Genomic DNA, 23,727 nt, shown 5'->3' on the forward strand with positions numbered 1-23,727 from the left:
CTGCACGCGATGGCCCATGCCGTCCGCGAGCACAAGGCGGACCTGGCGTTTGGCTTCGACGGCGACGGCGACCGCTGCGGCGTGGTGGACGACGAGGGCGAGGAGATCTTCGCCGACAAGATCGGCCTGATGCTGGCGCGCGATCTGGCCCCGCTGCATCCCGGCGCGACCTTCGTGGTCGACGTCAAGTCGACCGGCCTCTACGCCACCGACCCAATCTTGGCTCAGCACGGCTGCAAGGTGATCTACTGGAAGACCGGCCACAGCTACATCAAGCGCAAGAGCGCCGAGCTGGGCGCCCTGGCCGGCTTCGAAAAGAGCGGCCACTTCTTCATGAACGGCGAGCTGGGCTATGGCTACGACTGTGGCCTGACCGCCGCGGCGGCGGTCCTGGCCATGCTGGACCGCAATCCCGGCAAGAAGCTCAGCGACCTGAAGAAGGCCCTCCCAGTCGCCCACACCTCGCTGACCATGAGCCCGCACTGCGGCGACGAGGTGAAGTACGGCGTCGTCGACGATGTGGTGAAGGAATACCAGGACCTCGCCGCCGCCGGCGGTTCGATCCTGGGGCGCAAGATCACCGAGGTGATCACCGTCAACGGCGTGCGCGTCCACCTGGAGGACGGCTCCTGGGTGCTGGTCCGCGCCTCGTCGAACAAGCCCGAGGTCGTGGTCGTGGTCGAGAGCACCCAGTCCGAAGACGACATGCGCGCTCTGTTCCGCCAGGAAGTGAAGCCGCGCCTGGGCGAGCGCGTCGGCAAGTACAACCAGGAAATCTGAACGGCGGCGAACCGTCGAGGAAAGCCGGGAGAACTCGCCGGCCTTTTCTGTTATTTGCCGTAGACTGGCGGGGTCCGCGTTGCAGGTGAATGGAGCTCAGCGCGCCCTGGTCACCAGAAGCGTCGCCGTGCCGATCGCCCGAATTTGCGCCTCGGCCTCCAGGCGAATGAGCGCGCCTGCGGCGTAGACATCGCCGTCCATCTCCAGCACGCCCTCCAGCAGTTGCACGGTCGACGCCGGCAAGGCGATGGTCTCGCCGGCCGACGCGCGACGCAGTTCCACGTCGAAGCCATCGGTCGAAACCAGGGTCTCGGTTCCGTTCGGTTGGGCGCTCTTGCGAGAGGCGATCGAGCGCCCCTTGGCCTTGAGGCTGTCGACCAGGGATTTCACGGCCTGACTGTCCTTGCGGCGGCAGACCAGGACCGCATCCGGCTCGGCCACCACGACGATGTCGCTGACGCCGATCACGCCAACATAGGGGCCGGTGGTGCGCACCAGGACGCCCGACGCGTCGTGCAGGTCCACATCACCGTCCCAAGCGTTGCCATCGCCGTCGCGCGCCGAAGCTTCCCAGATCGCGTCCCAGGCGCCGAGGTCCGACCAGGCGAAGGCGGCCGGAACCACGGCGGCTTTCGTGGTTCGCTCCATCACCGCATAGTCCAGCGAGATCTTCTTGGCCTGAGCGAAGGCCTCGCGGTCGAGGCGGCCAATGCCGGCCTCCAACTCGAGCCGGGCGGCGCAGGCCTTGGCGGCGGCGGCGACGGTCGGCTCGAACGCCTCGAACTCGGCGAGCAGCGTGGCGGCCTTGAACGCGAAATTGCCGCTGTTCCAGAGATAGCCTTCAAGCAGATAGCGCTCGGCGGTCGCCTGGTCGGGCTTCTCGACGAAGGCGGCGACCTCGCGCACCGAGCCGTCCAGAAGCGGCGCGCCCGGACGGATATAGCCAAAGCCGGTGGCCGGCACGGTCGGCTGCACGCCGAAGGTGACGATCAGGCCCTGCTCGGCGGCCTCGGCGGCGGCCAGGGCCGCCTGTTGGAAGACCTCGGGCTCGGAAATGTGATGATCGGCGGCCAGCATCAGCACGACGCCGTCCGGATCCTGGCGCTCGACATAGGCGGCCGCCGCGGCCACGGCGGGGGCGCTGTCGCGGGCCTCGGGCTCTACCAGGATCGTCGTCCAGGCCCCGATCTCGGCGGTCTGCTCGGCGACGAAACCGACCATGGCCTCGCCTGTCACCACCACGACCTCGGCCACGCCGGGGATGTCCTTCACCCGTAGCACCGTCTCCTGAAACGAGGAGCGGTCGCCTACGAGCTTCAGGAATTGCTTAGGCTGGTCGCTTCGCGAGGCCGGCCACAGGCGCGTGCCCGAGCCGCCGCACAGGATCACAGGATAGATCGCAACCAAGACCTAATCCCCACACATTCCAGTCTTCGCCCCTGACAGGGCGTTATCGCGAAAGCTGCTTAAAGGCAAAGGCGGCGGGCACGAAGGGTTTTCGTCAGTTTGGGGCGTTGGCGTGCAGTTCGTCGGCCGCGAAGCGAGCGTCCGCTAAACGCGGCGCAGGTTCAGGGACGTCCGGGCCGTGTCTAGGTTTCTGGGGGCGCGGTGGCCAGGCATTTTCCGCCGGGCGATGAATGCGATCGATCGGATCGAAGAGGACCATAGCGTACAAGCGCCGCCGCTCGGCGCTCTTGTCATCGCCCAAGGCCTCGCTGAAAACCGGACTGGTTCTAGGCGAACGCCGTCGTATCCGATCGCCGCTCGATACGGGCCACGATCCGCTGCCACGTGCCGAGCTTGATTGGCTCGCCTTTCCGCAGCTTGTTCCAGGTCGTTTCGCTGATGCCGTAGAGGCTGAACAGATGTTCGCGGGTCACAGCCGGCAGGGCGCCCTTGAGCGCCTCGAACCGATCCTGACTGATGGTGACGGTCTCTGCCACGGCTAACTCCTGAAACAGTGCATAGGGTTGCGGCCGGCGCTCAAGGGGGGAGACGGCGCCGGCCGCGGACGATCGCAGGGGAGGCGATCGTTATTCGCGTCCGGCCGCGGCCGGCTTACGGTAGTCGAGGGCCGGCGGGCGATCGCCCAGCATGGCCTTGTAGGTGAAGTCGGCGCCGCGCCGCTGGTCCAGCTCGGCCTTGGCCTTCTTGACGATATCCGGGTTGGCGAAGAGGTCGGCGCCGGTTAGGGCCAGGGTCTTGGCTGCGTTGACCGCGCCCTTGACGCCGATCGACATGCCGGCCGCCGCGACGTTCTGCCAGCTGTGGCCGGCCGAACCCGGCACGAAGGTCGCCGTGCCCAGGCCCACGGTCGGGGTCACCCAGCTGATGTCGGAGACGTCGGTCGAACCGCCGCCGCCTTCCAGCTCGATCTTGTAGGGCTCGATCGTCTTGACCGAGTCGATCGACGGCGGCTTGACCAGCGAGGTCTGGAGCTTCTTGGCGAAGGCGACCTCCTCGGGCGTCCAGGTGATACCGCCGACCTTGCGCAGGTTGGCGTCCATCACGCGGCCAAGGGTGTCGTTGGGGAGAAGGGCGTAGACGCCGCCGGTGATTTCCTTGTCGACGGTGGTGCCGGTGGCCAGGGCCGCGCCGTCGGCGGCCTTCTCGACCCGCGACCAGACGTCCTTGACCACGGCGGGATCGGGATGGCGGACGTAATAGTAGACCTCGGCGAAGTCGGGCACGACGTTCGGCGCCGAGCCGCCCGAGGTGATCACGTAGTGGATGCGGGTCTTGTCGGGCGTGTGCTCGCGCAGGAAGTTGGTGGCCACGTCCATGACCTCGACGCCGTCCAGAGCCGAACGGCCCTTTTCAGGCGCGCCGGCCGCGTGCGCCGAGACGCCGTGGAAGCGGAACTTGCCGCTGATGTTGGCCATCGAGACGCCCTGGACGGCGCTGTTGACGTTGGCCGGATGCCAATGGAGCGTGACATCGACGTCGTTGAACAGGCCGTCGCGCACGAAATAGACCTTGCCGGAGCCGCCTTCTTCGGCCGGGGTGCCGTAGACGCGCAGCTCGCCCTTGACGTTGTTCTTGACCATCCACTCCTTCAGAGCGACCGCCGCGCCGACCGAGGCCGCGCCGAACAGGTTGTGGCCGCAGCCATGGCCGGCGATCTGGCCGGGAACCGGCGTCTTCACCGGATCGGCGGTCTGGGCCAGACCGGGCAAGGCGTCGAACTCGGCCAGGATGGCGACCACCGGACCCGCGCCGTTCTTGTAGCTGGCCACGAAGGCGGTGGGCTCGCCCGCGACGCCGGCCTTGATGTCGAAGCCCGCGGCCTTGAGCTGGCCCTGGAGCAGGGCGGTGCTCTTGGTTTCCTGGTAGCCGACCTCGGCGAAGCTCCAGATCTTCAGGGCGGCGTCCTGGATCTGAGGGGCGTCGGCGTCGACGGCCTTGAGGATCTGGGTGCGATCCGCCTCGGTGATCGGCTTGGCGAAAGCCTGCGGCGCAAGCATCCCGGTCGCCATGCTGGCGGACAGGAGTGCGAGCTTCAAGGCGGAGAGCTTCATGGACGGTTTCCCCGAGAAAGCGAAAGACAGCGCCGCCAGTCAGATCCGGAAGCGTCTATTTCTACGACGCGTGGCGGCGCCCAAACCTCACCCCGGCGGCAGAATTTTTTCGCGTCGCCGCCGGCGGGTCGGACGAGGCCGATTTAGACGCGGGGACGGACCAGTTCGACGTGCTTGTCGTCGGCGCGGCCGACATCGGCCAGGCCATAGGTCTTCAGCGCGGCCACGAAGGCGTCGACCTGACCGGTCTTGAAGACCCCGCTGACCGGGGTGGCGCCCAGCGCCGGGTCGGCCAGCGACAGTTTGCGTTCGGAGAAGCGGTTCATCTCGGCGACCACGGCCGACAGGGGCTCGCCATCGAAGACCAGGCGGCCCTGCAGCCAGGCGGCCTCCTTGGCGGTGTCGATGGTCGAGATCGCCCAGGCAGCCGGATCGGCGGCGACGAAGCGCGAGCCGGCCGACATTTCCACCCGGCGCTCGCCGTCGGGCGAGACGCCAGCGATCCGGACGCGGCCTTCGACCAGCGTGACCGACAGCTTGCCCGGCTCCATGCGGACGTCGAAGGCCGTGCCCACCGCCGTCACCCGCTTGTCGCCGGCGGCGACGACGAACGGACGCGATGGATCCTTGGCGACCTGGAAGAAGGCCTGGCCGCGCAGCAGGGTCAACCGCCGTTCCTGGCCCCAGTGATTGACCCGCACGGCGGAGTCGGTGCTCAGCGTCACCACGGAATTGTCGGCGAGGCGGAAGGTCGAGCGTTCGCCGACGGCCGTGGTGAATACGGGCTCGTCCGGGACCTGCGACGGGGCCTTGTCGTCGCCGAGCCAGCGTCGTCCGAGGATCGACCCGCCGACAACGGCCACCAGGCTGGCGGCGGCCAGGCCCAGGGTTCGCCGATCCAGGCGGTGTGGTCGGGTATTGGCGGCGGAGAGCGCGTCGGCCCGTAGAGCGGCCAGCGCCGGAGCGCGTTCGAGCGCCGACAGGTCGTCCCACGTGGCGCGCACGTCGTTCCAAGCCAAGGCGTGGGCCGCGTCGGCGGTCAGCCAGCGCTGGAAGTCCTGCCGATCTTGGGGAGACACGTCGTCGCTCTGCAGGCGCGCGAACCAGGCCGCGGCTGTGTTAGCCGGGTCGTCGTGTATCTCTCTGCCCGACGTTGTCGACGTCATCCTGGTCCCGCAGACGCTCGTGCAAATGCCGCAGCGCCTTCATCACATGTTTCTCGACAGCGCTGACAGAGACCCCCAGGCGCTGGGCGACGAGCTTGTAGCTCATCTCCTCAAAGCGCACGAGGATGAAAACCCGTCGCGTGCGTTCCGGCAGCTCATTCAGGGCCGCCATGGCGCGCGCCATTCGCTCTCGTCCCTGTAAGACGCGCTCGGGCGACATTTCATCAACGGGGTGATGAATTTCTTGCAGTTCGCAGTGATCGGACCTGCGGCGGGTGCGATCGCGGCGGCCGCGATCGATCAGCACATTGGCCGCCACCTCGAAAAGATAGCCCTCGACATTGGCGACGACCGCGGCGGGCTGACGCTTCTGGATGCGCAGCAGAACCTCCTGCACGAGGTCCTCGACATCGTTGGGGTGGGCGCGGCGCGAGAAGAAAGCCCGCAACGCGGGGGTGAAGCGTACGCCGCTGTCGGCTAGGCCGCGATCCTGCTCCGCAGGCTTGGGCGGTCGACCGCCCCAAATCACTGTGTACGCCCCGACATCACGATCTTGAACTGAGAACGCCGTTTGGCTCCTGTCAAGCTTGGCCGCAGGCGCACGATCTGATGAGACGCAACTGATCGCCAGTTGCCTATTACCTATGCAACAGGCGATCTTGTGGGGCCGGCGCACAAGACAAAGAACGATCGTCCGGTGAAATGAGGCATGGTTCGCGCCCTCGACGGCGCGCGTTCTGGGCCATCGGGGGAGGTTGGGAGTCGTTGTGTCCAGGTCCAGAGAGGCGGGAGCGTCGATGAGGCGCGGCGCCGCCTTGGTCTTGCTTTGCGCAGCGACCCTGGGTGTGGCGGGGCCGGGCGTTGCTGTCGCCGCTCCCGGGCGGCCGGCGGCGACGTTCCGTTTCGACATTCCTTCTCAGCCGCTGAGCCAAGCGCTGAATCGGCTGGCCGTGCGCAGCGATCGAGAAATCCTGTTTTCGCCCGCTCTTACGCGAGGGCGGCGCAGCCCGCCCGTGAGCGGCGTCTTCACGGCCGAGGAGGCGCTGGCTCTTTTGCTGGCCGGTTCCGGTCTCGAGGTTCGGCTCGAAGGGCGCAGCTTTCTGGTCGTGCCCGCGCCCAAGGTTCCATCGTCCGCCAATGCCGCGCCGGCCCCGGCGGCGCCGTCGCCGATCTCGCTCGACACCGTGGTCGTCACGGCCATGAAACGCTCGAGCCTGATGCAGCAGACGCCGATCAGCATGTCGGTCGTCTCCGGCGAGCAACTCTCGCGACTAGGCATGGTGGATCTGGAGCAGGCCTCGCCCCTGCTGCCGGGTCTGAAGCTTGTTTCGACAGCTTTCGGCCGGCGACTGGTGCTGCGTGGCGTCTATGGCGCGGGAGAGGCGACCACGGGTCTCTATTACGACGAGACGTCGGTGACGGGGCCGGTCGGCACCACGGCCGACCCGGGCGTGATGATCCCCGAGTTGGCCTTGGTCGACGTCGATCGTATCGAGCTCCTGCGCGGACCCCAGGGCACCCTGTACGGGTCCGGCGCCATGGGCGGGGCCTTGCGCGTGCTGTTCAAGCACCCCGATCTCGAAGAGGATTCCGCCGCGGTTGGCGCCAGCCTGATCGAGGCCGCGCACGGCGGACGGGAAGGCGGCCTGACCGGCGTGGCCAATGCGGTGGTCGTGCCGCAGGTCCTGGCCGTTCGTCTCACCGCCTATGACCAACGCCAGCCCGGCGTGATCGACAATGTTCGGCTCGGTCTTGCCGACATCGACGCCACCCGCGTCAAGGGAGTGCGCCTGGCGGCGTTTTGGGAGGGGAGCGAAAGGGTCTCGGCGCTGGTCTCGGTCACCCATCAGAATAGCCGTCGCGACGACATCCCGGCGTGGAACGACGTGGCCGGGCCGTGGCGCACGATCCACGCGGGTCGGGCGCCGTTCGACGGCGATATCGACCTGGCCGCCTCGACCTTGCGATGGCGAGGCGATGCGGTCGAGGTGACGGCGGCGTCGTCCTGGTATCGCTGGAGGTTGACCCGTCGCTCCGACTACAGCGGCGTTCTCCTGGGAGAGCGGGCCAGCACGGCCGCCTGCATGCGCTACTTCTCGACATCGCTCGCGTGCGACGACGGCCAGATGCGGCGCTACGGCGCCTATGTCGACAGCGTCTATCCCGCCATTCTCAACCAGCCCGCCAATCTGGAAGCGCAGATCCACGAGATCCGGATCGCGTCGACGGGCCAGGGGCGGTTCAGCTGGACGCTCGGCGCCTATAACGAGGCGCGGCGCGACCATATCGACAGCCAGGTTCGGCACGTCGATCCCGCCAGCGGCGAGCTGATCGAGCCGGCGGTGATGATCGGTCGACGCGACATCGACAATCGACTGCGCCAGAGCGCGCTGTTTGGCGAGGCGTCCTATCTGGTCCGGCCTGGGACGCAGCTCACCCTCGGCGCTCGACGCTTCGACTACGTCAAGCGCGATAGCGGCCGGGTGCAGGTGCCCAATGTCGTGTCCGGCACCTGGGCGGGGTACGCGATCGACGCGCGCACCCAGGAGCGGGGCTGGAGCCTGAAGGCCTTGGCCAGCCACGAGTTCAAGTCAGGACTGTTCGCCTACGCGCAGGTCTCGCAGGGCTTCCGGCCTGGCGGCGTCAACGTCATTCCCGGCTTGCCCGACAGCCTCGCCGGCTATCGCTCGGACCGCCTGACGAACTACGAACTGGGCTTGAAGGTCTATCCGGCCAGCCAGCGTCTGAGCGCCAACCTCGCGCTCTACAGCATCGACTGGCGGGACATGCAGTACGGCGCCCAGACCCAGAACCGGGCTTTCTCGTACCTGGCCAACATCGGCGCCAGCCGGATCGACGGCCTGGAGGCCGAGGTGGCCGCGCGGCGCCTGGCGGGCTGGGACCTCGCCGCCAGCCTCACGCTCACCGATGCGCGGCTGACGGCCGACCAGGTCAACAACACCTCCATCGGTCTTGGCTTGAAGGGCGATCGCCTTCCCACCGTGCCTCGGATCGCCGCGGCGGGATCACTGGAGCGTGGTTGGGCGTTGGGCGACGATCTGAAGGCCACCTTGCGGTTGGACGCGTCCTACGCCGGGACGTCGCGATCGGCGTTCAACGCCGACAATCCCGACTATCTGAAGATGGGCGGCTACGCCGTCTTTGGCGCGACCATCGGCCTGCAGTCCAAGGCCTGGAGCGCCGACCTGACCGTCGACAACCTTTTGGATCGGGCGGGGAGGGCGTCGGCCAGCCGCAACACGGCGGGCCCCGTCGAATATTTCGGCGTCGCCCCGCGCACCCTTCGCCTGGTCCTCGAGCGACGCTTCTGATCCACCCGTCTTTTTTGCAATGCGGGATGAGGGCGGGGCGCGGACTTGCGTCTGATCCTACAAGCCGCCGTCGAGCGGACTGCAAAGAGGGGATCAAAATGAGACTGCAGTTTGGAGGTCTTCGGGCCTTGGCCATGGGCGCCAGCGCCCTGACGAGCCTGGCCGCTGGCCACGCTTTCGCCCAGCAAGCGACCAGCCAACCCGCCGACGCCGGCATGATCGAGGAAGTTGTGGTCACCGCGCTGAAGCGCTCGACCACCGTCCAGACCACCCCGATCAGCGTCAGCGCGGTCACCGAGAAGTCCCTGCAGGCGCTGGGCGCCTCGGGCATCCAGGACTATTTCCGCACGGTTCCGAACCTGCAGGTCGACGGCAATTCGCCGACCAGCCGTCGCCTGACCCTGCGCGGGGTGCGCAGCGCCGGTGAAGCCACGGTCGGCCTCTACTACGACGAAACCCCGCTGACGGGCCCGGCTGGCACGACCGCCGACGCCAGCTCGACCAGCGCCGACGTCAACCTGTTCGACGCCGAGCGCGTCGAGGTGCTGCGCGGCCCGCAGGGCACGCTCTACGGCTCGGGTTCGATGGGCGGCACGCTGCGCGTGATCCTCAACAAGCCCGACAGCAGCCGCTACGCCGGCGCGGTCGAGGCTCAAGGGACCAGCGTCAAGGGTGGCAGCAACGGCTACTCGGTGAAGGGCATGATCAACGTGCCGCTGATCGAGGACAAGCTGGCCGCGCGCCTGGTGCTCTACAAGACCGAAGGCGGCGGCTATGTCGACGACGTCCTGCTGAACAAGAAGGACATCAACGACCAGCACTCCAGCGGCGGTCGCCTGATGCTGGGCTTCACGCCCACCGAGAACCTGACGATCAACGCCTCGGGCCTCTATCAGAAGACCACCCTGGACGGCCAGAACATCTGGTACCCGGCGCTGGGCGGGGAGTACAAGACCAACGCCCGCGTCATCGCGCCGACCAGCGATAACCTGCGGATGTACAACGTCACGGGCAAGTGGGACCTGAGCTTCGCCACGGTCACGGCGACCTCGTCCTATTACAAGTGGACGCTGCTGCGGAACTCCGACTACAGCCCGACCCTTTCGGGCAGCCGCACCAACGCCACCTCGTGCCGCAATTGGGTCGCCGGCGGCCCCGCCGCGACAGGTTCGACCAACCCGGCCTGCACGGCCACACAGCTGACGGCCTACACCGCCTATGCCGACAGCCGGACCCCCGGCGCGCTGTACCAGCCTATGGGCCTGACCTCGTGGAACCACGAGCTGCGCATGACTGGTTCGCTGTTCGACGACAAGGTCAACTGGACCGCCGGCGCCTACCTCGAAAAGCGCGAGGACTATATCGAAAGCAAGGTCGCCAAGGGCGACGCCGCCACCGGCGTCATCAACCCCAACGACCTGACCGCCTGGCGCCACGTGGGCACCGACACCAAGCAGACCGCCTTCTTCGGTGAAGTGTCCTACAAGCCGATCGAGAAGCTGACCCTGACCGGCGGCGTGCGTCGCTTCAAGTACGACAAGACGGTCTCGGGCCAGGTCCTGATCAGCAACTTCATCACCCAGTCCTACGTTGGTCCGGCCGCCCAGGTCGACGCCAGCGCAGACGGTTGGGTCAGCAAGCTGAACGCCTCCTACCAGGTCACGTCCGACGTCATGGTCTACGCCGTGGCGGCCAAGGGCTTCCGTCCGGGTGGCGCCAACAACGTGCCAGGCCTGGCCAGCGCGCTGCTCGCCTACCAGCCTGACAGCCTGTGGAACTACGAAGGCGGCATCAAGAGCCAGTGGTTCGACCGCCGCCTGACCCTGAACGCCGCCGTCTACCAGATCGACTGGTCGAACATGCAGATCTCGGCCACCAGCGCCAACGGGGCCTTCAGCTACCTGACCAACGCCGGTAAGGCGAAGATCAAGGGCTTTGAAATCGAAGCCGTCGCCCGTCCGATCCGCGGCCTGACGATCAGCGGCACCGCCGCCATCGTCGACGCCAAGCTGACGGAAGACCAGGCCAACTCGACGATCCTGATCACCGGTTCGACCGGCCTGCGCGGCGACGAGTTCCCGAACGTGGCCAAGTACAGCGGTTCGGCCTCGGCCGAATATACCTGGCCGCTGAAGGGCGACCTGAACGGTCTGGTTCGCGCCGACTACGCCTATGTCGGCGAGTCCGCCTCGCAGTTCCGTCCGACCTACGTCTACTACGAGAAGCAGGGCGACTACGGCTACGCCAACATCCGGGCGGGCGTCGAAGGCTCCGACTGGGGCGCGTACCTGTTCGTCAACAACGTCACCGACGAAGTCGGGCGGATGAGCGTGACCTCGGCTGTGAACAACAAGCAGCAAGTCGTCAGCATCAATCCGCGCACGGCCGGCTTCCAGGTCCGCAAGCGCTTCTAGTCTCCAGCGGCGGGCGGGCCTTCGGCCCGTCCGCCGTTTCTATTTGAGCCGGCCATCCTGGGACCGGTCACAGGTCTTGATTTACAAGATACTGGCGTTCTCTATATTCGCGATAACTCAGGGCGTTTTTCTCCGAAAAGTTGTCAAATACCTAAAGAAATTTAAGGTAAAGCAGAGGTTTTGATGGCGCTGTTTCGTGCCGTGTCAATCCATAAATCACTGGTTTGACCTGCTTTTACTTTGAGCAACTTCCACTCTTCCAGCTCGTTTCTGTGACGATTGCTGTGATGATCGTTAGAAAAACTGCTCTTTCAAACCCCATCAATTTGATTGGAATATCTTTCGTCCGATCCACTGGAGCGGATGAATGGCGGGAGCCGCGTTCTGCTTCGTCGGTGAAGCAGGACGGGGAGCGGCTCGCGCATGAGTTATCTCGGAGGGGCTCTCATGACGATCAATCACCGCAAGCTCGTGCTTGCGACCACGGCGCTGTGCGCCGCCAGTTTCGCCGCCCATGCTTGGGCCCAGACCGAACCCACGCCCGCCGGCCCGGCCGTGACCGAGGTCGAGGCCGTGGTCGTCGTCGGCTCGCAGATCAAGGGCGCCAAGGTCAATGCCGCCCTGCCGGTGACCCTGGTGGGCGAAGACCAGATCCGGGCCTCCGGCGCGGTGTCGGGCGATGACCTCTTCCGCACCATCCCGCAGATGGGCGACGTCAACTTCAACTCGCAATATCTCCCGACCACCAGCAACAGCGCCCGCGGCGATATCGGCTCGGTGAACCTGCGCAATCTCGGCATCGGCAACACCCTGGTGCTGCTGAACGGCCGCCGGGTCGTGACCCACCCGACCAGCCAGGCCAACGACAACCTGGTGCCGGTCCTGACCTATAACAGCAACGCCATTCCGGTGACGGGCCTCAAGCGCCTGGAAGTGCTGCGCGACGGCGCGGCGGCCATCTACGGCGCCGACGCGGTGGCCGGGGTGATCAACACCGTGCTGCGCGACGACGTCGAAGGCCTGACGGCCTCGGCCCAGTACGGGATCGCCGAGGGCACGAACCTTCGCGACTACAATTTCAACGCCTTTGGCGGGAAGAACTTCGCGGACGGGCGCGGCAATGTCAGCGCGTTCGTGTCGTACGACGCTCGCTCGCACCTGCGTTCGCAGGATCAGACCTACACGGCCTCGCTGGACCGCCGGCCGCTGTTCGCCGGCTCCCGCTTCGACGGCGCCACCACCCTGGACAACCGCAGCACCACCACGCCCTGGGCCTATCTGCAGACACCGCAAAGCTTCGGCACGGTGCGCCAGGGCACGACGGCCCTGACCAGCAGCGCCGGCTATTTCCACTTCCAGCCGTCGACCTTCGCGGGCTGCCAGCTGAACGTGGCCGGCGGAATCTGCATCGACGACGGCGCCCTGGCGACGTCCGCGGCGGATCGTGACCTGCGCTTCGATTCCGCCGCCCTCAACACGACGGTCATTCCGTCGGTCAAGCGCTCCAACGTGTTCCTGACCGGCCACTATGACATCACCGACGACGTCACCGTCTTCGGCGAGCTGGGTTTCTATCACGCCAAGACCAACGCCCAGCAGGCGCCGATCTCGACCCTGTCTTCGGGCGTGATCACCATCCCGGCCAGCAACTACTGGAACCCCTTCGGTCCGGTGACCTTCGCCAACGGCGCGGCCAACCCCAACCGGCTGCCCAACCTCAACGTTCCGGCCGCGGGCTTGCCGGTCATCCTGCGGGGCTACACCTTCGCCGACCTGGGCCCGTCCGAGGTCGACGTCACCAACGACCAGTACCGGGTCCTCGGCGGCGTGCGCGGCAAGAAGTTCGGCTTCGACTGGGAGTCGGCGCTGGTCTATTCGGAAGCGACCGCCGACGACATCAGCGACAACATCTCCAACACCAAGTTGTACGCCCAACTGGCCCTGTCGACGCCTGACGCCTACAACGTCTTCAACGGCTCCAACATCAACAGCCCCAGCGGCGCGGACACGACGGGCAACAGCCAGGCCGCGATCGACGCCATCAAGGTCAAGATCAAGCGCCGCACCAAGAGCACCCTGGCCTCGTGGGACTTCAAGGTCTCCAAGCCGGATCTCTTCGCCTTGCCGGCCGGTGACGTCGGCGTGGCCTCGGGCGCGGAGCTTCGCCGCGAGACCCAGCTGGACGACCGCGACAGCCGCATCGACGGCACGGTCACCTTCACCGATCCCATCAGTGGCGTGGTGCTGAGCGACCTGATCAATTCCAGCATGAACCCCGACACCAAGGGTCATCGGACGGTCGCCTCGACCTATCTCGAGTTCGCCGTTCCGCTGGTGTCGCCCGAGATGTCGATCCCGCTGGTCCATCGCCTGGACCTGCAGCTGGCCGGCCGGTACGAGCACTACAGCGACTTCGGCAGCACCGCGAAACCCAAGGTGGCCGGGGCCTGGGACCTGGTCGACGGCTTCCGCATTCGTGGTTCCTGGGCCCAGGGCTTCCGAGCGCCGAACCTGGAGCAGATCAACGCCACCGTGGTCTCGCGCTCCAACAATCGCACGGACTACGCCTTCTGCGAGGCCGACCTGCGCGCCAAGCGCATCACCGCCTTCTCGGGTTGCTCGCGCACTCTGCTGACCACGGCGCGCCGGGCGGGCAATCCCGACCTGAACCCCGAAGAGTCGGAGACCCTCTCGTACGGCGTGGTCTTCGAACCGCGCTTCATTCCCGAGAACTTCGGTCGCTTCACCTTCACCGTCGACTACTGGAAAGTGAAGCAGAAGGGCCTGATCGGGGTGTTCGGCGAAGGCAACGCCATGATCCTGGACTACCTGCTGCGTCAGTCCGGTTCGAGCAATCCGAACGTCGTGCGGGCCGCGCCGACGGCCGACGACATCGCCGCCTTCAAGGACACGGGCCTGACGGCCGCCGGCCAGGTGCTCTACGTCAACGACAAGTACACCAACCTGCAGCCGCAGGACGTGGAAGGGCTGGACCTGGGCCTGATGTGGCGCCTCAAGACCGACCGCTTCGGCGACTTCGACCTCAACCTGAACGCCGCGCACCTGCTCAAGTATTACCAGTCGCCCTCGCCGGGCATCGCCGAACTGCTGAAGGCCCGGGCCGACGGCAAGATCAATATCGGCACGACGATCAACGGCGGCGGCAATCTGCTGAGCCAGAACGGCAAGCCCGAGTGGAAGGGCTCGGCCTCGCTGACCTGGCGCTACAAGCAACTGACCGTGGGCGGCTTCACCCAGTACATCGGCGGCTATGATGACACCGACCTGATCGATGCGGCCGGCGTGCCTTGGGCCGTCGACTCTCAACTGACGGCCAACCTCTACGGCGAATATGACATCGCCTCGGCGGCCACCACGCTGCGCCTGGGCGTGCGCAACATCACCGACAAGGACCCGCCGCTCACGTCGACGGGTTACGACGGGACGCTGTATTCGCCCTACGCCCGCTACTGGTACGTCAGCATCAAGAAGCAGTTCTAGTCGAAGGGCGGACGACGTGATGACAAGGCTCAGCGCCTACAGGGCGCGTTGGCGGGTTTCGGGCGCGCTCGTCGCGCTCGGCCTCGTCGCCGCGCCGGCCGCCTTCGCGGCTCAAGCGACGGGCGCGTCAGCCCCGTCGTCCGCCTCCCAACCCGCGTCCGTGGGGCTGTTGCCGGTCAAGACCGACGCGGCCAAGGGCGCGGTCATCGTCACCCTGCCGGCGCCTGGCGCCGACGGGGTGTCGGGACGCTTCCTCTACCAGCCCAGCATCAGCGGCGGTCTGGGCTCGACGCCGGTCGGGCTGGACCGCGCCGCCTCGGGCGACACTCAGGTGCTGGTCTTCCGGCGCGTGGGCAAGAAGGTGCTGATCGCCTTCGAAAACTACGGATTCCGCGCCGTCGGCGGCGGCCCGGAGGAGGTCCGAACCGTCCAGGACAGCTTCCCCGCCTCGGTGGTCTGGTCGGGCGACGTCGTCGCCGAGACGCCCGATGGCGGCGTCTCCGTCGACATCGCCTCCTTCCTGCTGCGCGACGCCTTCGACATCACCGCCGCGCTCAAGCGGGGCAAGCAGGGCGCGTTCAAGGCCGCGCCGGGCCTGAGCTACGTGGATCTCTCGGCGGTCGGGATCTTCCCCGACAATCTGGAGTTCGAGACGCGGCAGACCTACACCGCCGACGAACCGGGACCAGAGGTCAACAGCATCGTTCCCGACGCGCGCGCGGTGACGTTCGGCATCCATCACAGCTTCATCCGGCTGCCGGGGCCGGGCTTCGTCTCGCGGGCGCACGATCCGCGCACCGGCACCTCGGCCCAGGTCCTGTTCGCCGACTACGCCGCGCCGCTCGACCAGCCGACGGTCCAGCGCCTGGTGCGCCGCTTCCGCCTGGAGAAGACCGATCCGAGCGCGGCTCGCTCGCGGGTCAAGAAGCCGATCGTCTTCTATGTCGACCGCGGCGCGCCCGAACCGATGCGCGGCGCTCTGATCGAGGGCGGCCGCTGGTGGGCCAAGGCCTTCGACGACGCCGGCTTCATCGACGCCTTCCGGGTGGAGTTGCTGCCCGAGGGCGTCGATCCGATGGACGCGCGCTACAACGTGGTCAACTGGATCCACCGCCAGACGCGGGGCTGGTCGACCGGCACGACGGTGGTCGACCCCCGCACCGGCGAGATCGTTCGCGGCGTGGTGCAGTTGGGGTCGCTGCGGGTCCGCCAGGATCGCATGATCTTCGAAGGCCTGGTCGGCGCCGACAAGACGGGGAAGGGCGGGGCGGACGATCCCATCAACGTCTCGCTGTCGCGGATCCGCCAGTTGTCGGTCCACGAGATCGGCCACGCCCTGGGGCTGGCCCACAACTTCGCGGGCAGCACCTATGGCCGGGCCTCGGTGATGGACTATCCCGCGCCGCAGGTGAAGATCGAGGGGGATCGCCTGGATCTCTCCGACGCCTACGCCAAGGGCGTGGGGGCCTGGGACCGTTTCGCGATCAACTGGCTCTATTCGCAGGGCGCGCCGGGCTCCAACGAAGCCGCGCGGCTGGACCGCCTGGCCCGCGAGGCCCAGGCCAAGGGCATGCGCTTCGTCACCGACGCCGACTCGCGCGGCGGCGCCACGGGCCAGCCCTATGGGGCGCTGTGGGACAATGGGCCCGATGCGGTGGCCGAACTCGACCGCGTCCTGGCGGTGCGCAAGATCGCGCTTGGCCGCTTTGGCCTGGCGAACCTGCCCAAGGGCGCGCCGGCCGCCGACCTCAAGCGCGTGCTGGCGCCGATCTATCTGTTCCATCGCTATCAGGTCGAGGCGGCGGTCAAGCTGATCGGCGGCGTCGACTATGGCTACGCGGTTCGCGGCGACGGTCACGAGCTTGCTTCGATCACCGCGTCCGCGGCCCAGCGACGAGCCTTGGACGCCCTGCTGCGGACCACCGACCCGGCGACCCTGGATCTGCCGGACAGCCTTCTGAACCTGCTCTCGTCCGGCCAGTCGGGCGCGCGCGACAGAGCTTATGACATCGAGATCTTCCCGACCGCCGGGACCTCGGTCTTCGACCTGCCGACGGCGGCCGAGATGGCCGCGGACCAGACCGTTTCGCTGCTGCTCAATCCCGCGCGCCTGAACCGCGTCGCCGAGCAGAACCGTCGCGACCCGGCCCAACTCGGCGTCGCCGAACTGACCGGCCGCCTGCTGGCGACGGTGGCGCCCGGCGGGGCGCAGGCCGAAGGCCGGCTTGGCGATCTGCGTCGGCGGATCCGGGCCCGCGTCATCGGCGATCTGGTCGAGGTTCTCGACGACAAGACCCTGTCACCGACCGCCGCCGCCCAGATCGATGCGGCGCTGCGGAGTTTCGGCAAGTCGCTGGCCGCCTATCAGGGGGAGGGCGCGGAGGCCGACCAGGCGTCGGTTCTGGCGCGCGCCCTGCTCAGCGACGACCTGTCGGCCCGCCAGTCCCTGGCCGCGCCGCGATCGGGCGCGGTCGAGACCTTGCCGCCTGGCATGCCGATTGGCGGCGAGGACTGCTGGTTCTGCACGCCGGGCCCGAACCTGTAATGCCTACCGAAGAAGGAAGCCGTCCATGATCGCCCCCAATCTCCAGCCGCCGAAGGCCACGCGGCGCGCGCTGATCGTCAGCCTAGCCGCCGGTGTCCTGCTGCCGTTTGGCGCGACCTACGCCGCGACGCCGAGCCTGGCGATCGTCAACGCGCAGATCTTCGACGGCACCGGGGCGGCGCCTTATCGCGGGACCCTGGTGGTCCAGGACGGGCGTATCGCCGCCGTGGGTCCGGATGTCCGCGCGCCCAAGGGGGCCCAGGTCGTCGACGCCAAGGGCGAGGCCCTGGTGCCGGGCTTCTTCGACGTGCATACCCACTGGACGCCGGCGGGTTCGCCCGCGATCACGCCGAAGATCGCCGACGCCTATGTCGCCTCGGGCGTGACGACGGTGAACGACTTCCACCAGCAGCCGGAGTCGTTCGCGCCCCGCCGCCAGTGGCTGTCGACCCTGACCGCGCCGCACGTCAACTTCGTCGCCCGCATCAGCACGCCGGGCGGCCACGGCGCCGACTGGGCGGACGAGGCCACGACCCGCTGGGTCGACACGCCGGAAGGGGCCAAGGCCGCCGTCGAAGGGCTTGCGCCATACCGGCCCGACGCGATCAAGGCCTTCACCGATGGCTGGCGCTATGGCTCGGCCCCGGACAACACCAGCATGGACGGCTGGACGCTGAAAGCTCTCACCGACGCGGCTCACAAGCAGAACCTGAAGGTTCTCTCGCACACCGTGACGGTGGAGCGGGGCGCCGTGGCGTCGGACTCCGGCGTCGACATCATCGCCCACAGCCTGCAGGATCGTCCGATCGACGCCGAGACGGTCGCCAAGCTCAAGGCCAACGGCACCTTCTATGCGCCGACCCTAGCGGTCTACGAGCCGGTCAAGCCGGGCCAGAAGCCGCCGGCCGACGCCGACAGCCCGCGCGCCAAGCAGGCCGCGCGCAAGTTCGGCTACGCCCTGGCCAATGTGAAGACCCTGAAGGACGCCGGCGTGCCGATCGCCCTGGGCACCGACGCCGGCATGCCCGGCACGCTGCACGGCGTCTCGACCCTGCGCGAGATGGAGCTTTTGGTTCAGGCGGGGCTGACGCCCTCTGAAGCACTGGTCGCCGGCACCGCCACCAGCGCCCGGGCCATGAACCTGCTGGCCGATCGCGGCACCCTGGAAAAGGGCAAGCGCGCCGACTTCGTCCTGATCGCCGGCCAGCCCTGGACGAGCATCGAGGACGTTCGCAAGGTCGACCGCGTCTATATCGATGGCCGCGCCGCTTTCGGAAAGGGGGCGACGCGTGCGCCCGCCAATGATCGCCTGACCATGCCGGCCCTGAAGGCCAAGGCGCTGATCGACGACTTCCAGCGCGCCGACGGCCGCACCAGCCTCGACACCCTGCGCCTCAACGACTTCGACGGCGGCCGCGACCGCAGCATGGAAGTCTCCCAGGTGCTGGACAAGGGGGACGGGGATCTGGTTCTCAGCGTCGCCGCCAAGATGGCGATCAAGGCCGAACCCGACGCCGGCGTGCTGCTGCCTCTGAGCCGGGGCTCGGTCGAACCGGTCGACGCCACCGCCTTCAAGGGTCTCACTTTCGACATCCGCGGCGACGGCGGCGCCTATGTGGTGACGATCAACACCGTCTCCGGCCCGTGGACCGCCAAGGTCACCGCCCAGCCGACCTGGAGCAAGGTCACCGTGCCGTTCTCGGCCTTCGCCCGCGCGGGCAAGGGCGAAGGCGCCTGGACCGGCGCGGATCTGCTGGAGGTGGGCGTCGGCGGCTCGCGCCCCGCCGGCCGCAAGCTGTGGTTCGAACTGGACGACGTGACCTTCTTCTGAGGTCCTGCAGCGCGGGGGCGGTCGTCGGACTGGCGGCCGCCCCCGCGAGCTCGCATGGCGGCGAGCGTTTCGGCGCGGCCCTGTGCTAGGTTGGCTCCCGTCAAACACGATCGCCGGCGCGGCGGCGTGCAACCTGGGGGCCTTGGGTGTCGACGCCAACTGTTCTTGTCACCGGCGGCGCCGGCTTCGTGGGGTCCCACACATGCCTTGCCCTGGCGCAGGGTGGCTTCCTGCCGGTCGCGTTCGATGATCTCTCGAACGGTCACCGCGAGCATGTGCGGTGGGGGCCGCTCGAAGTCGGCGACATCCGCGACGGCACCCGTCTGGACGCGGTGTTCGCCGCGCATCGGCCCGTGGCGGTCCTGCACTTCGCCGCCCGTATCGAGGTCGGGGAGTCGGTGAAGGATCCCGGCGCCTTCTTCGACACCAATGTCGGCGGCACGATCACCCTCATCGAGGCGACGCGCCGCGCCGGCGTGGACGCCATGGTGTTCTCCTCGACCTGCGCGACGTTCGGAGATCCCGTCGTGCTGCCGATGGACGAAACCCACCCGCAGGCGCCGCTGAACCCCTATGGGCGCAGCAAGCTGATGGTGGAGCAGATGCTGGCCGACTATGGCCGATATGTCGGATTCAGAAGCGCCGTGATGCGCTATTTCAACGCCGCCGGCGCCGATCCGGAAGGCCGCATCGGCGAGTGGCACGAGCCCGAGACCCACGCCATCCCGCTGGCGATCCAGGTCGCCCTGGGGCGGCGCTCGCACTTCACGATCCTTGGCGACGACTATCCGACCCCCGACGGCACGGCGATGCGCGACTACGTCCATGTGCTGGATCTGGCGGACGCGCACGTGGCGGCCTTGCGACGACTGTTGGAAGGCGGGGGCTCGGACGCCTACAACCTGGGCTCTGGAACCGGTACGACGGTGCGTCAACTCGTCGACGGCGTCGGCCGCGTGGCGGGCCGGCCGCTACCGGTGGAGGTCGCGCCGCGGCGATCGGGCGACGCTCCAATCCTGGTCGGTGACAACGCCAAGGCCCGAAGGGACTTGAACTGGGTTCCGACGCGGGACTTCGACGCGATCCTGTCTTCGGCGTGGCGTTGGCACCGCGAGCACGATGAGCGCATGCACGGCGGCGGCGTCGCCATCTAGACTTCTTCCTCCCCGCGATAGACCTTGCCCCTGTGCTGGAAGAGGGGACGGCGCGGCGCCTGATCGGTCTTCGCGCCGGCCAGCCACCGCTTCCATGCGGGCTCGGCGGTCTTTCGCCGCTCCTCTATGACCTCCACCCGAAGCACCTCCGGGACATAGCGGCGAACCGTGCGCTCGACCCCCGCCTTGAGGGTCAGCTGCGACGACGGACAGCCGCCGCAGGCGCCCTCCATCCGTATCCACAGCACGCCCTCGGCGTGATCGAAGCGGTCGAAGACGATGTCTCCGCCGTCGCTCTGGGCGGCGGGGCGGACATAGAGGCCCAGAACTTGGCGAATCTCGCTCTCGACGGTGTCGGGCTCTGGCGTTTCGGCCTCGTCCTCGGCCACCGTCACAGTCCGTGGCGTCGCCAGATATTCGCCTAGGGCGAAGACCACCTGGGGGCGCAGGACGGCCCAAGGCGCGCCTTCGGCTCGGCGGGTCACGGTGACGAAGTCTTCGCCGATCAACAGGCCGGCGACGTCATCCAGCGCGAAAAGGGCGACCGCGAGAGGGTTTGTGGAGGCTTCGCCCGCGTCACGAGCGATGGCGCGCGGCGCGCCGGAGGTCAGCCGCACGTGCGGCATGAACTTCATGGCCTCCGGATTGGGCGTGGTCGCGTGAAGGATGAACATGCGGCGCTTCGATGTGATGGGCCAACCTAGGGCGCTCCCCGGGGGCGACGTTGTTCCCGCGCAAACGGCGGGTCGTCAAATCGGGAGCTTGTTGGGCGACAAGGACCCCGGTCCGCCGCTCGGTTAGCCATCTCCTGGGAAGGAGACCGCCATGACCTCAATGAATGCTCGCGGCGACGCCGCGCTGATCGAGGAAATCCTGAGCTACCATCGGGCCCACATCGCCGATCTGGAGGCGGCCCTGGCGCTGTCCGCGCGCGTAGAGGAACGGCAGGGCGCGGTTTCGAGCTTTCCGCCAGGGTTGACGCGCCGGCTCTCGGCGCTGCTGGCCGATACGCGCGCTCACCAGGCTCGAGAGGAGGCCTGGCTTTCGTCCTTCGTCGAAACCGGGGTGGGAGCGGCCCACGCGACCGACCTGCTGGATGTCGATCACGACCTGATGCAGGAACACCTGGAGCGTCTGGTCCGGCTGACCGGCGACTATCTGCCGCCGTCCGAGGCCGACGCCGACTGGCGCGGTCTCTATGCGCTGTGCCGAAAGTACGACGGCGAACTGCGCGAGCACATGCGGCTGGAGGACAGAGTGCTTTTTCCGCGTCTGCGAGAAGAAATACGCGGACTTGTTCCCGAGCAAAGTCACGCGCCGTCAGGAGGCTAAAACCATCCCATCAAGAACGATCTCGTTCGAGGAAGTTTCAAGGGTAGTGAGATGCTGAAGTCCATTCTCGCGGTCGGCGCGCTGGCCGGCGTCGTTGTTCTGGCGGGTCAAGCCGGCGCGACTGAACTGCAAGTGAAGATGCTGAACCAGGGTACGCAGGGCATGATGGTCTTCGAACCCGCGACCGCCAAGCTGAAGGTGGGCGACACCGTCCGCTTCGTGCCGACCGATCCGGGCCACAACGTTGAGTCCATCAAGGAAATGCTGCCGCCCGGCGCGGAGCTGGTGAAGGGCGCGCTTGGCAAGGAAGTGCTCGTGAAGCTTACCAAGCCCGGCTACTACGGCTTCAAGTGCATGCCGCACTGGGGCTTTGGCATGACCTTCGTCGCCAAGGTCGGTGACGGCAAGCCGAACGCCGACGCCGCCGCGGCCGCCGCGGCCGCCGCGCCCGGCGCGGCCAAGAAGCGCCTGACCGCCGACATGGCGGCGCTGAAATAGGCCATCGAATGACAGCGCCGTCCTCTCGGGGGCGGCGCTTTCGTTTCCCGCATCTCATGCGAACGGGAGACAGCGTGGAGCAGGGCGCCGAGGTTCGGACGTTCGACGTCGTCATTCTGGGCGGGGGCATCGCCGGGGCCGCTCTGGCGGCTCGCCTGAGCGACGGCGTACGCGTGGCGGTCGTGGAACGCGAAGCCGCGCTCGGACTGCACACCACTGGCCGCTCCGCGGCGATGTACATCCCCTCCTACGGTTCGACGACGATCCAGGGTCTGACCGTCGCCAGCCGGAGCTTCTTCGTCTCGCCGCCGTCGGGTTTCGGCCCGCCATTGCTTTCGCCGCGTCCGGTGATGCACATCGCCGACGAGGCGCGCCGCGACCGTCTGGAAATCCTCGCCGCGAAAAACGATCGCTTCGTGCGCCTGGAGGGCGAGGCGGCCCGCGCCGCCGCGCCGTCGATCCTGCGTCCGCAAGCCGTTGACGCCGCCCTGATCGAACGCAATTGCGGCGACCTCGACGTCGGCCGGCTGCATCAGGGCTTTCTTCGCCAAGCCAAGGAAGCTGGCGCGGTGATCCGAACTGGCGCCGGGCGATGCGTGATCGAACGGCGCGGCGCCGATTGGCGCCTGCGAGGCGCGGATCTCGATCTTGTCGCGCCGGTCCTGGTCAACGCCGCGGGGGCTTGGGCGGACGAGCTGGCGGCGGACGCTGGCGTGGAGGTCCAGGGACTTACGCCGATGCGCCGCACCGTGATCTTGGTCCAGGCTCCGAACATGCCCGATTTCGCGAGCTGGCCGGTGGTCAAGGACATCGACGAGCGCTTCTATTTCCGCCCCTATGGCGGCCGGCTTCTGATCACGCCGGCCGACGAGACGCCTAGTCCGCCATGCGACGCCGCGCCCGAGGAGATGGACATCGCCGAGGGCATGGCTCGGTTCGAAGCGGTCGCCGACCATCCCGTCCGCGGTCTTGCCGCGCGATGGGCGGGACTGCGGACGTTCGCTTCCGACCGAGCGCCGATTATCGGGTGGTCGCGGGACACGCCGGGCTTTTTCTGGCTGGCGGGACTGGGCGGCTTCGGAATCCAGACCGCGCCGGCCATGGGCCGGTTGGCGGCGGCCCTGGTGGCGGGCGGAGCGGTTCCCAGCGACCTGGTCGACCGGGGCGTCGACGTGAAAGCCTACGCGCCTTCCCGCGCCAGCTAAGGTCTCATCGCCTGTCGAGCGCCTGTAGCGCCTTGACCATGCGCTGAATCTTGCCGTGCGTGCGCCTGATCGCATCAAGTCGTTCGGGCGTGCGATCGCTGGCCTCCAGAACGATGAAGCCATGACGGCCGCGTCGCGCGATCAGACCCGCCGCCTCCAGCGTCACGAAGCGTCGGCGCACGGTTTCGTAGGGTTGGCTCAGGGAGTCGGCGATCTGGCGGACGGTCAGGGGGCGCCGCTCGTGGTTGGGCGGCGCATCGTTCAGCGCGGTGAAACGGTCGACGGGCAAATGGGCGCAGTTGCCGGATCCCAAGGCCGCCATCACCAGCGTCGTCAGGAGATCGCCATCGTGGGCGGCCAGGCTCGTGACCAATTGATCGAGCAGGAAATCGGCGGCGATAAGAGCGGCGATCCCGCTCGACAAACGTGCTTCGGGAGACGGCGGCGAAAG

General features: G+C 67.6%; 16 protein-coding genes and 1 pseudogene. 10 read left to right on the forward strand and 7 right to left on the reverse strand.

Annotated features, from left to right (window positions below; all coding sequences use genetic code 11):
* Positions 1-780, forward strand: a pseudogene (locus tag VJ655_RS12005) (phosphomannomutase/phosphoglucomutase); the annotation flags it as partial.
* A 96-nt stretch (positions 781-876) separates the two neighbouring features.
* On the opposite strand, the gene VJ655_RS12010 reads toward VJ655_RS12005, so the two are convergent.
* The 5 genes from VJ655_RS12010 to VJ655_RS12030 all read right to left on the reverse strand — a co-directional run bounded on the left by VJ655_RS12010 (position 877) and on the right by VJ655_RS12030 (position 5,993).
* Positions 877-2,187, reverse strand: a complete 1,311-nt coding sequence (locus tag VJ655_RS12010; RefSeq protein WP_324111344.1) for a mannose-1-phosphate guanylyltransferase/mannose-6-phosphate isomerase — start codon at positions 2,185-2,187, stop codon at positions 877-879.
* A gap of 326 nt (positions 2,188-2,513) precedes the next feature.
* Positions 2,514-2,723, reverse strand: coding sequence for a hypothetical protein (locus tag VJ655_RS12015; RefSeq protein ID WP_324111346.1), 210 nt, complete (start codon positions 2,721-2,723; stop codon positions 2,514-2,516).
* Between the two features lie 90 nt (positions 2,724-2,813).
* On the reverse strand, positions 2,814-4,298 hold the full coding sequence (locus tag VJ655_RS12020; RefSeq protein ID WP_324111348.1) for an amidohydrolase: 1,485 nt from the start codon (positions 4,296-4,298) through the stop codon (positions 2,814-2,816).
* Between the two features lie 143 nt (positions 4,299-4,441).
* On the reverse strand, positions 4,442-5,464 hold the full coding sequence (locus VJ655_RS12025; protein WP_324111350.1) for a FecR family protein: 1,023 nt from the start codon (positions 5,462-5,464) through the stop codon (positions 4,442-4,444).
* Complete coding sequence (locus VJ655_RS12030) at positions 5,418-5,993, reverse strand: RNA polymerase sigma factor (protein WP_324111352.1); 576 nt, start codon at positions 5,991-5,993, stop codon at positions 5,418-5,420. The genes VJ655_RS12025 and VJ655_RS12030 overlap by 47 nt, the downstream gene beginning before the upstream one ends.
* A gap of 268 nt (positions 5,994-6,261) precedes the next feature.
* On the opposite strand from VJ655_RS12030, the gene VJ655_RS12035 reads away from it, so the two are divergent.
* The 6 genes from VJ655_RS12035 (at position 6,262) to galE (ending at position 20,241) form a co-directional block, all read left to right on the forward strand.
* Positions 6,262-8,796 (forward strand): TonB-dependent receptor, encoded by a 2,535-nt coding sequence (locus VJ655_RS12035; RefSeq protein WP_324111354.1) that lies wholly within the window; start codon positions 6,262-6,264, stop codon positions 8,794-8,796.
* A gap of 98 nt (positions 8,797-8,894) precedes the next feature.
* Complete coding sequence (locus VJ655_RS12040; protein WP_324111356.1) at positions 8,895-11,210, forward strand: TonB-dependent receptor; 2,316 nt, start codon at positions 8,895-8,897, stop codon at positions 11,208-11,210.
* A 447-nt stretch (positions 11,211-11,657) separates the two neighbouring features.
* Positions 11,658-14,711 (forward strand): TonB-dependent receptor domain-containing protein, encoded by a 3,054-nt coding sequence (locus VJ655_RS12045; RefSeq protein WP_324111358.1) that lies wholly within the window; start codon positions 11,658-11,660, stop codon positions 14,709-14,711.
* Positions 14,712-14,730: 19 nt separating this feature from the next.
* Positions 14,731-17,256, forward strand: a complete 2,526-nt coding sequence (locus VJ655_RS12050) for a zinc-dependent metalloprotease (protein WP_324111360.1) — start codon at positions 14,731-14,733, stop codon at positions 17,254-17,256.
* Positions 17,257-17,281: 25 nt separating this feature from the next.
* Entirely contained in the window at positions 17,282-19,087 is a 1,806-nt protein-coding gene (locus VJ655_RS12055; RefSeq protein WP_324111362.1) for a CIA30 family protein, read from the forward strand.
* Between the two features lie 146 nt (positions 19,088-19,233).
* Entirely contained in the window at positions 19,234-20,241 is a 1,008-nt protein-coding gene (gene galE / locus VJ655_RS12060; protein ID WP_324111364.1) for a UDP-glucose 4-epimerase GalE, read from the forward strand.
* On the opposite strand, the gene VJ655_RS12065 is transcribed toward galE, so the two are convergent.
* Positions 20,238-20,915, reverse strand: coding sequence for a NifU family protein (locus VJ655_RS12065; protein WP_324111366.1), 678 nt, complete (start codon positions 20,913-20,915; stop codon positions 20,238-20,240). The two genes, galE and VJ655_RS12065, sit on opposite strands and share 4 nt — an antisense overlap.
* A 151-nt stretch (positions 20,916-21,066) precedes the next feature.
* On the opposite strand from VJ655_RS12065, the gene VJ655_RS12070 reads away from it, so the two are divergent.
* From VJ655_RS12070 to VJ655_RS12080, 3 genes are all read left to right on the forward strand, one after another.
* On the forward strand, positions 21,067-21,573 hold the full coding sequence (locus tag VJ655_RS12070) for a hemerythrin domain-containing protein (protein ID WP_324111368.1): 507 nt from the start codon (positions 21,067-21,069) through the stop codon (positions 21,571-21,573).
* 51 nt (positions 21,574-21,624) lie between these two features.
* A complete protein-coding gene (locus VJ655_RS12075; protein WP_324111370.1) occupies positions 21,625-22,071 on the forward strand; it encodes a pseudoazurin in 447 nt (148 codons plus the stop codon).
* 74 nt (positions 22,072-22,145) lie between these two features.
* Positions 22,146-23,276, forward strand: a complete 1,131-nt coding sequence (locus VJ655_RS12080; RefSeq protein WP_324111372.1) for an FAD-dependent oxidoreductase — start codon at positions 22,146-22,148, stop codon at positions 23,274-23,276.
* Positions 23,277-23,280: 4 nt separating this feature from the next.
* On the opposite strand, the gene VJ655_RS12085 is transcribed toward VJ655_RS12080, so the two are convergent.
* Positions 23,281-23,700, reverse strand: coding sequence for a hypothetical protein (locus VJ655_RS12085; protein ID WP_324111374.1), 420 nt, complete (start codon positions 23,698-23,700; stop codon positions 23,281-23,283).
* Positions 23,701-23,727: the final 27 nt, after the last annotated feature.

Origin of the sequence: Caulobacter sp., from assembly GCF_035254145.1 — a bacterium.
Taxonomy (GTDB): domain Bacteria; phylum Pseudomonadota; class Alphaproteobacteria; order Caulobacterales; family Caulobacteraceae; genus Caulobacter.

Excerpts from the sequence above, each read along its gene's own strand:
- VJ655_RS12020 (WP_324111348.1), bottom strand. The coding sequence starts at position 4,298 with ATGAAGCTCTCCGCCTTGAAGCTCGCACTCCTGTCCGCCAGCATGGCG.
- VJ655_RS12025 (WP_324111350.1), bottom strand. The coding sequence starts at position 5,464 with ATGACGTCGACAACGTCGGGCAGAGAGATACACGACGACCCGGCTAAC.
- VJ655_RS12035 (WP_324111354.1), top strand. The coding sequence starts at position 6,262 with ATGAGGCGCGGCGCCGCCTTGGTCTTGCTTTGCGCAGCGACCCTGGGT.
- VJ655_RS12040 (WP_324111356.1), top strand. The coding sequence starts at position 8,895 with ATGAGACTGCAGTTTGGAGGTCTTCGGGCCTTGGCCATGGGCGCCAGC.
- VJ655_RS12045 (WP_324111358.1), top strand. The coding sequence starts at position 11,658 with ATGACGATCAATCACCGCAAGCTCGTGCTTGCGACCACGGCGCTGTGC.
- VJ655_RS12050 (WP_324111360.1), top strand. The coding sequence starts at position 14,731 with ATGACAAGGCTCAGCGCCTACAGGGCGCGTTGGCGGGTTTCGGGCGCG.
- VJ655_RS12055 (WP_324111362.1), top strand. The coding sequence starts at position 17,282 with ATGATCGCCCCCAATCTCCAGCCGCCGAAGGCCACGCGGCGCGCGCTG.
- VJ655_RS12065 (WP_324111366.1), bottom strand. The coding sequence starts at position 20,915 with ATGTTCATCCTTCACGCGACCACGCCCAATCCGGAGGCCATGAAGTTC.
- VJ655_RS12070 (WP_324111368.1), top strand. The coding sequence starts at position 21,067 with ATGACCTCAATGAATGCTCGCGGCGACGCCGCGCTGATCGAGGAAATC.
- VJ655_RS12075 (WP_324111370.1), top strand. The coding sequence starts at position 21,625 with ATGCTGAAGTCCATTCTCGCGGTCGGCGCGCTGGCCGGCGTCGTTGTT.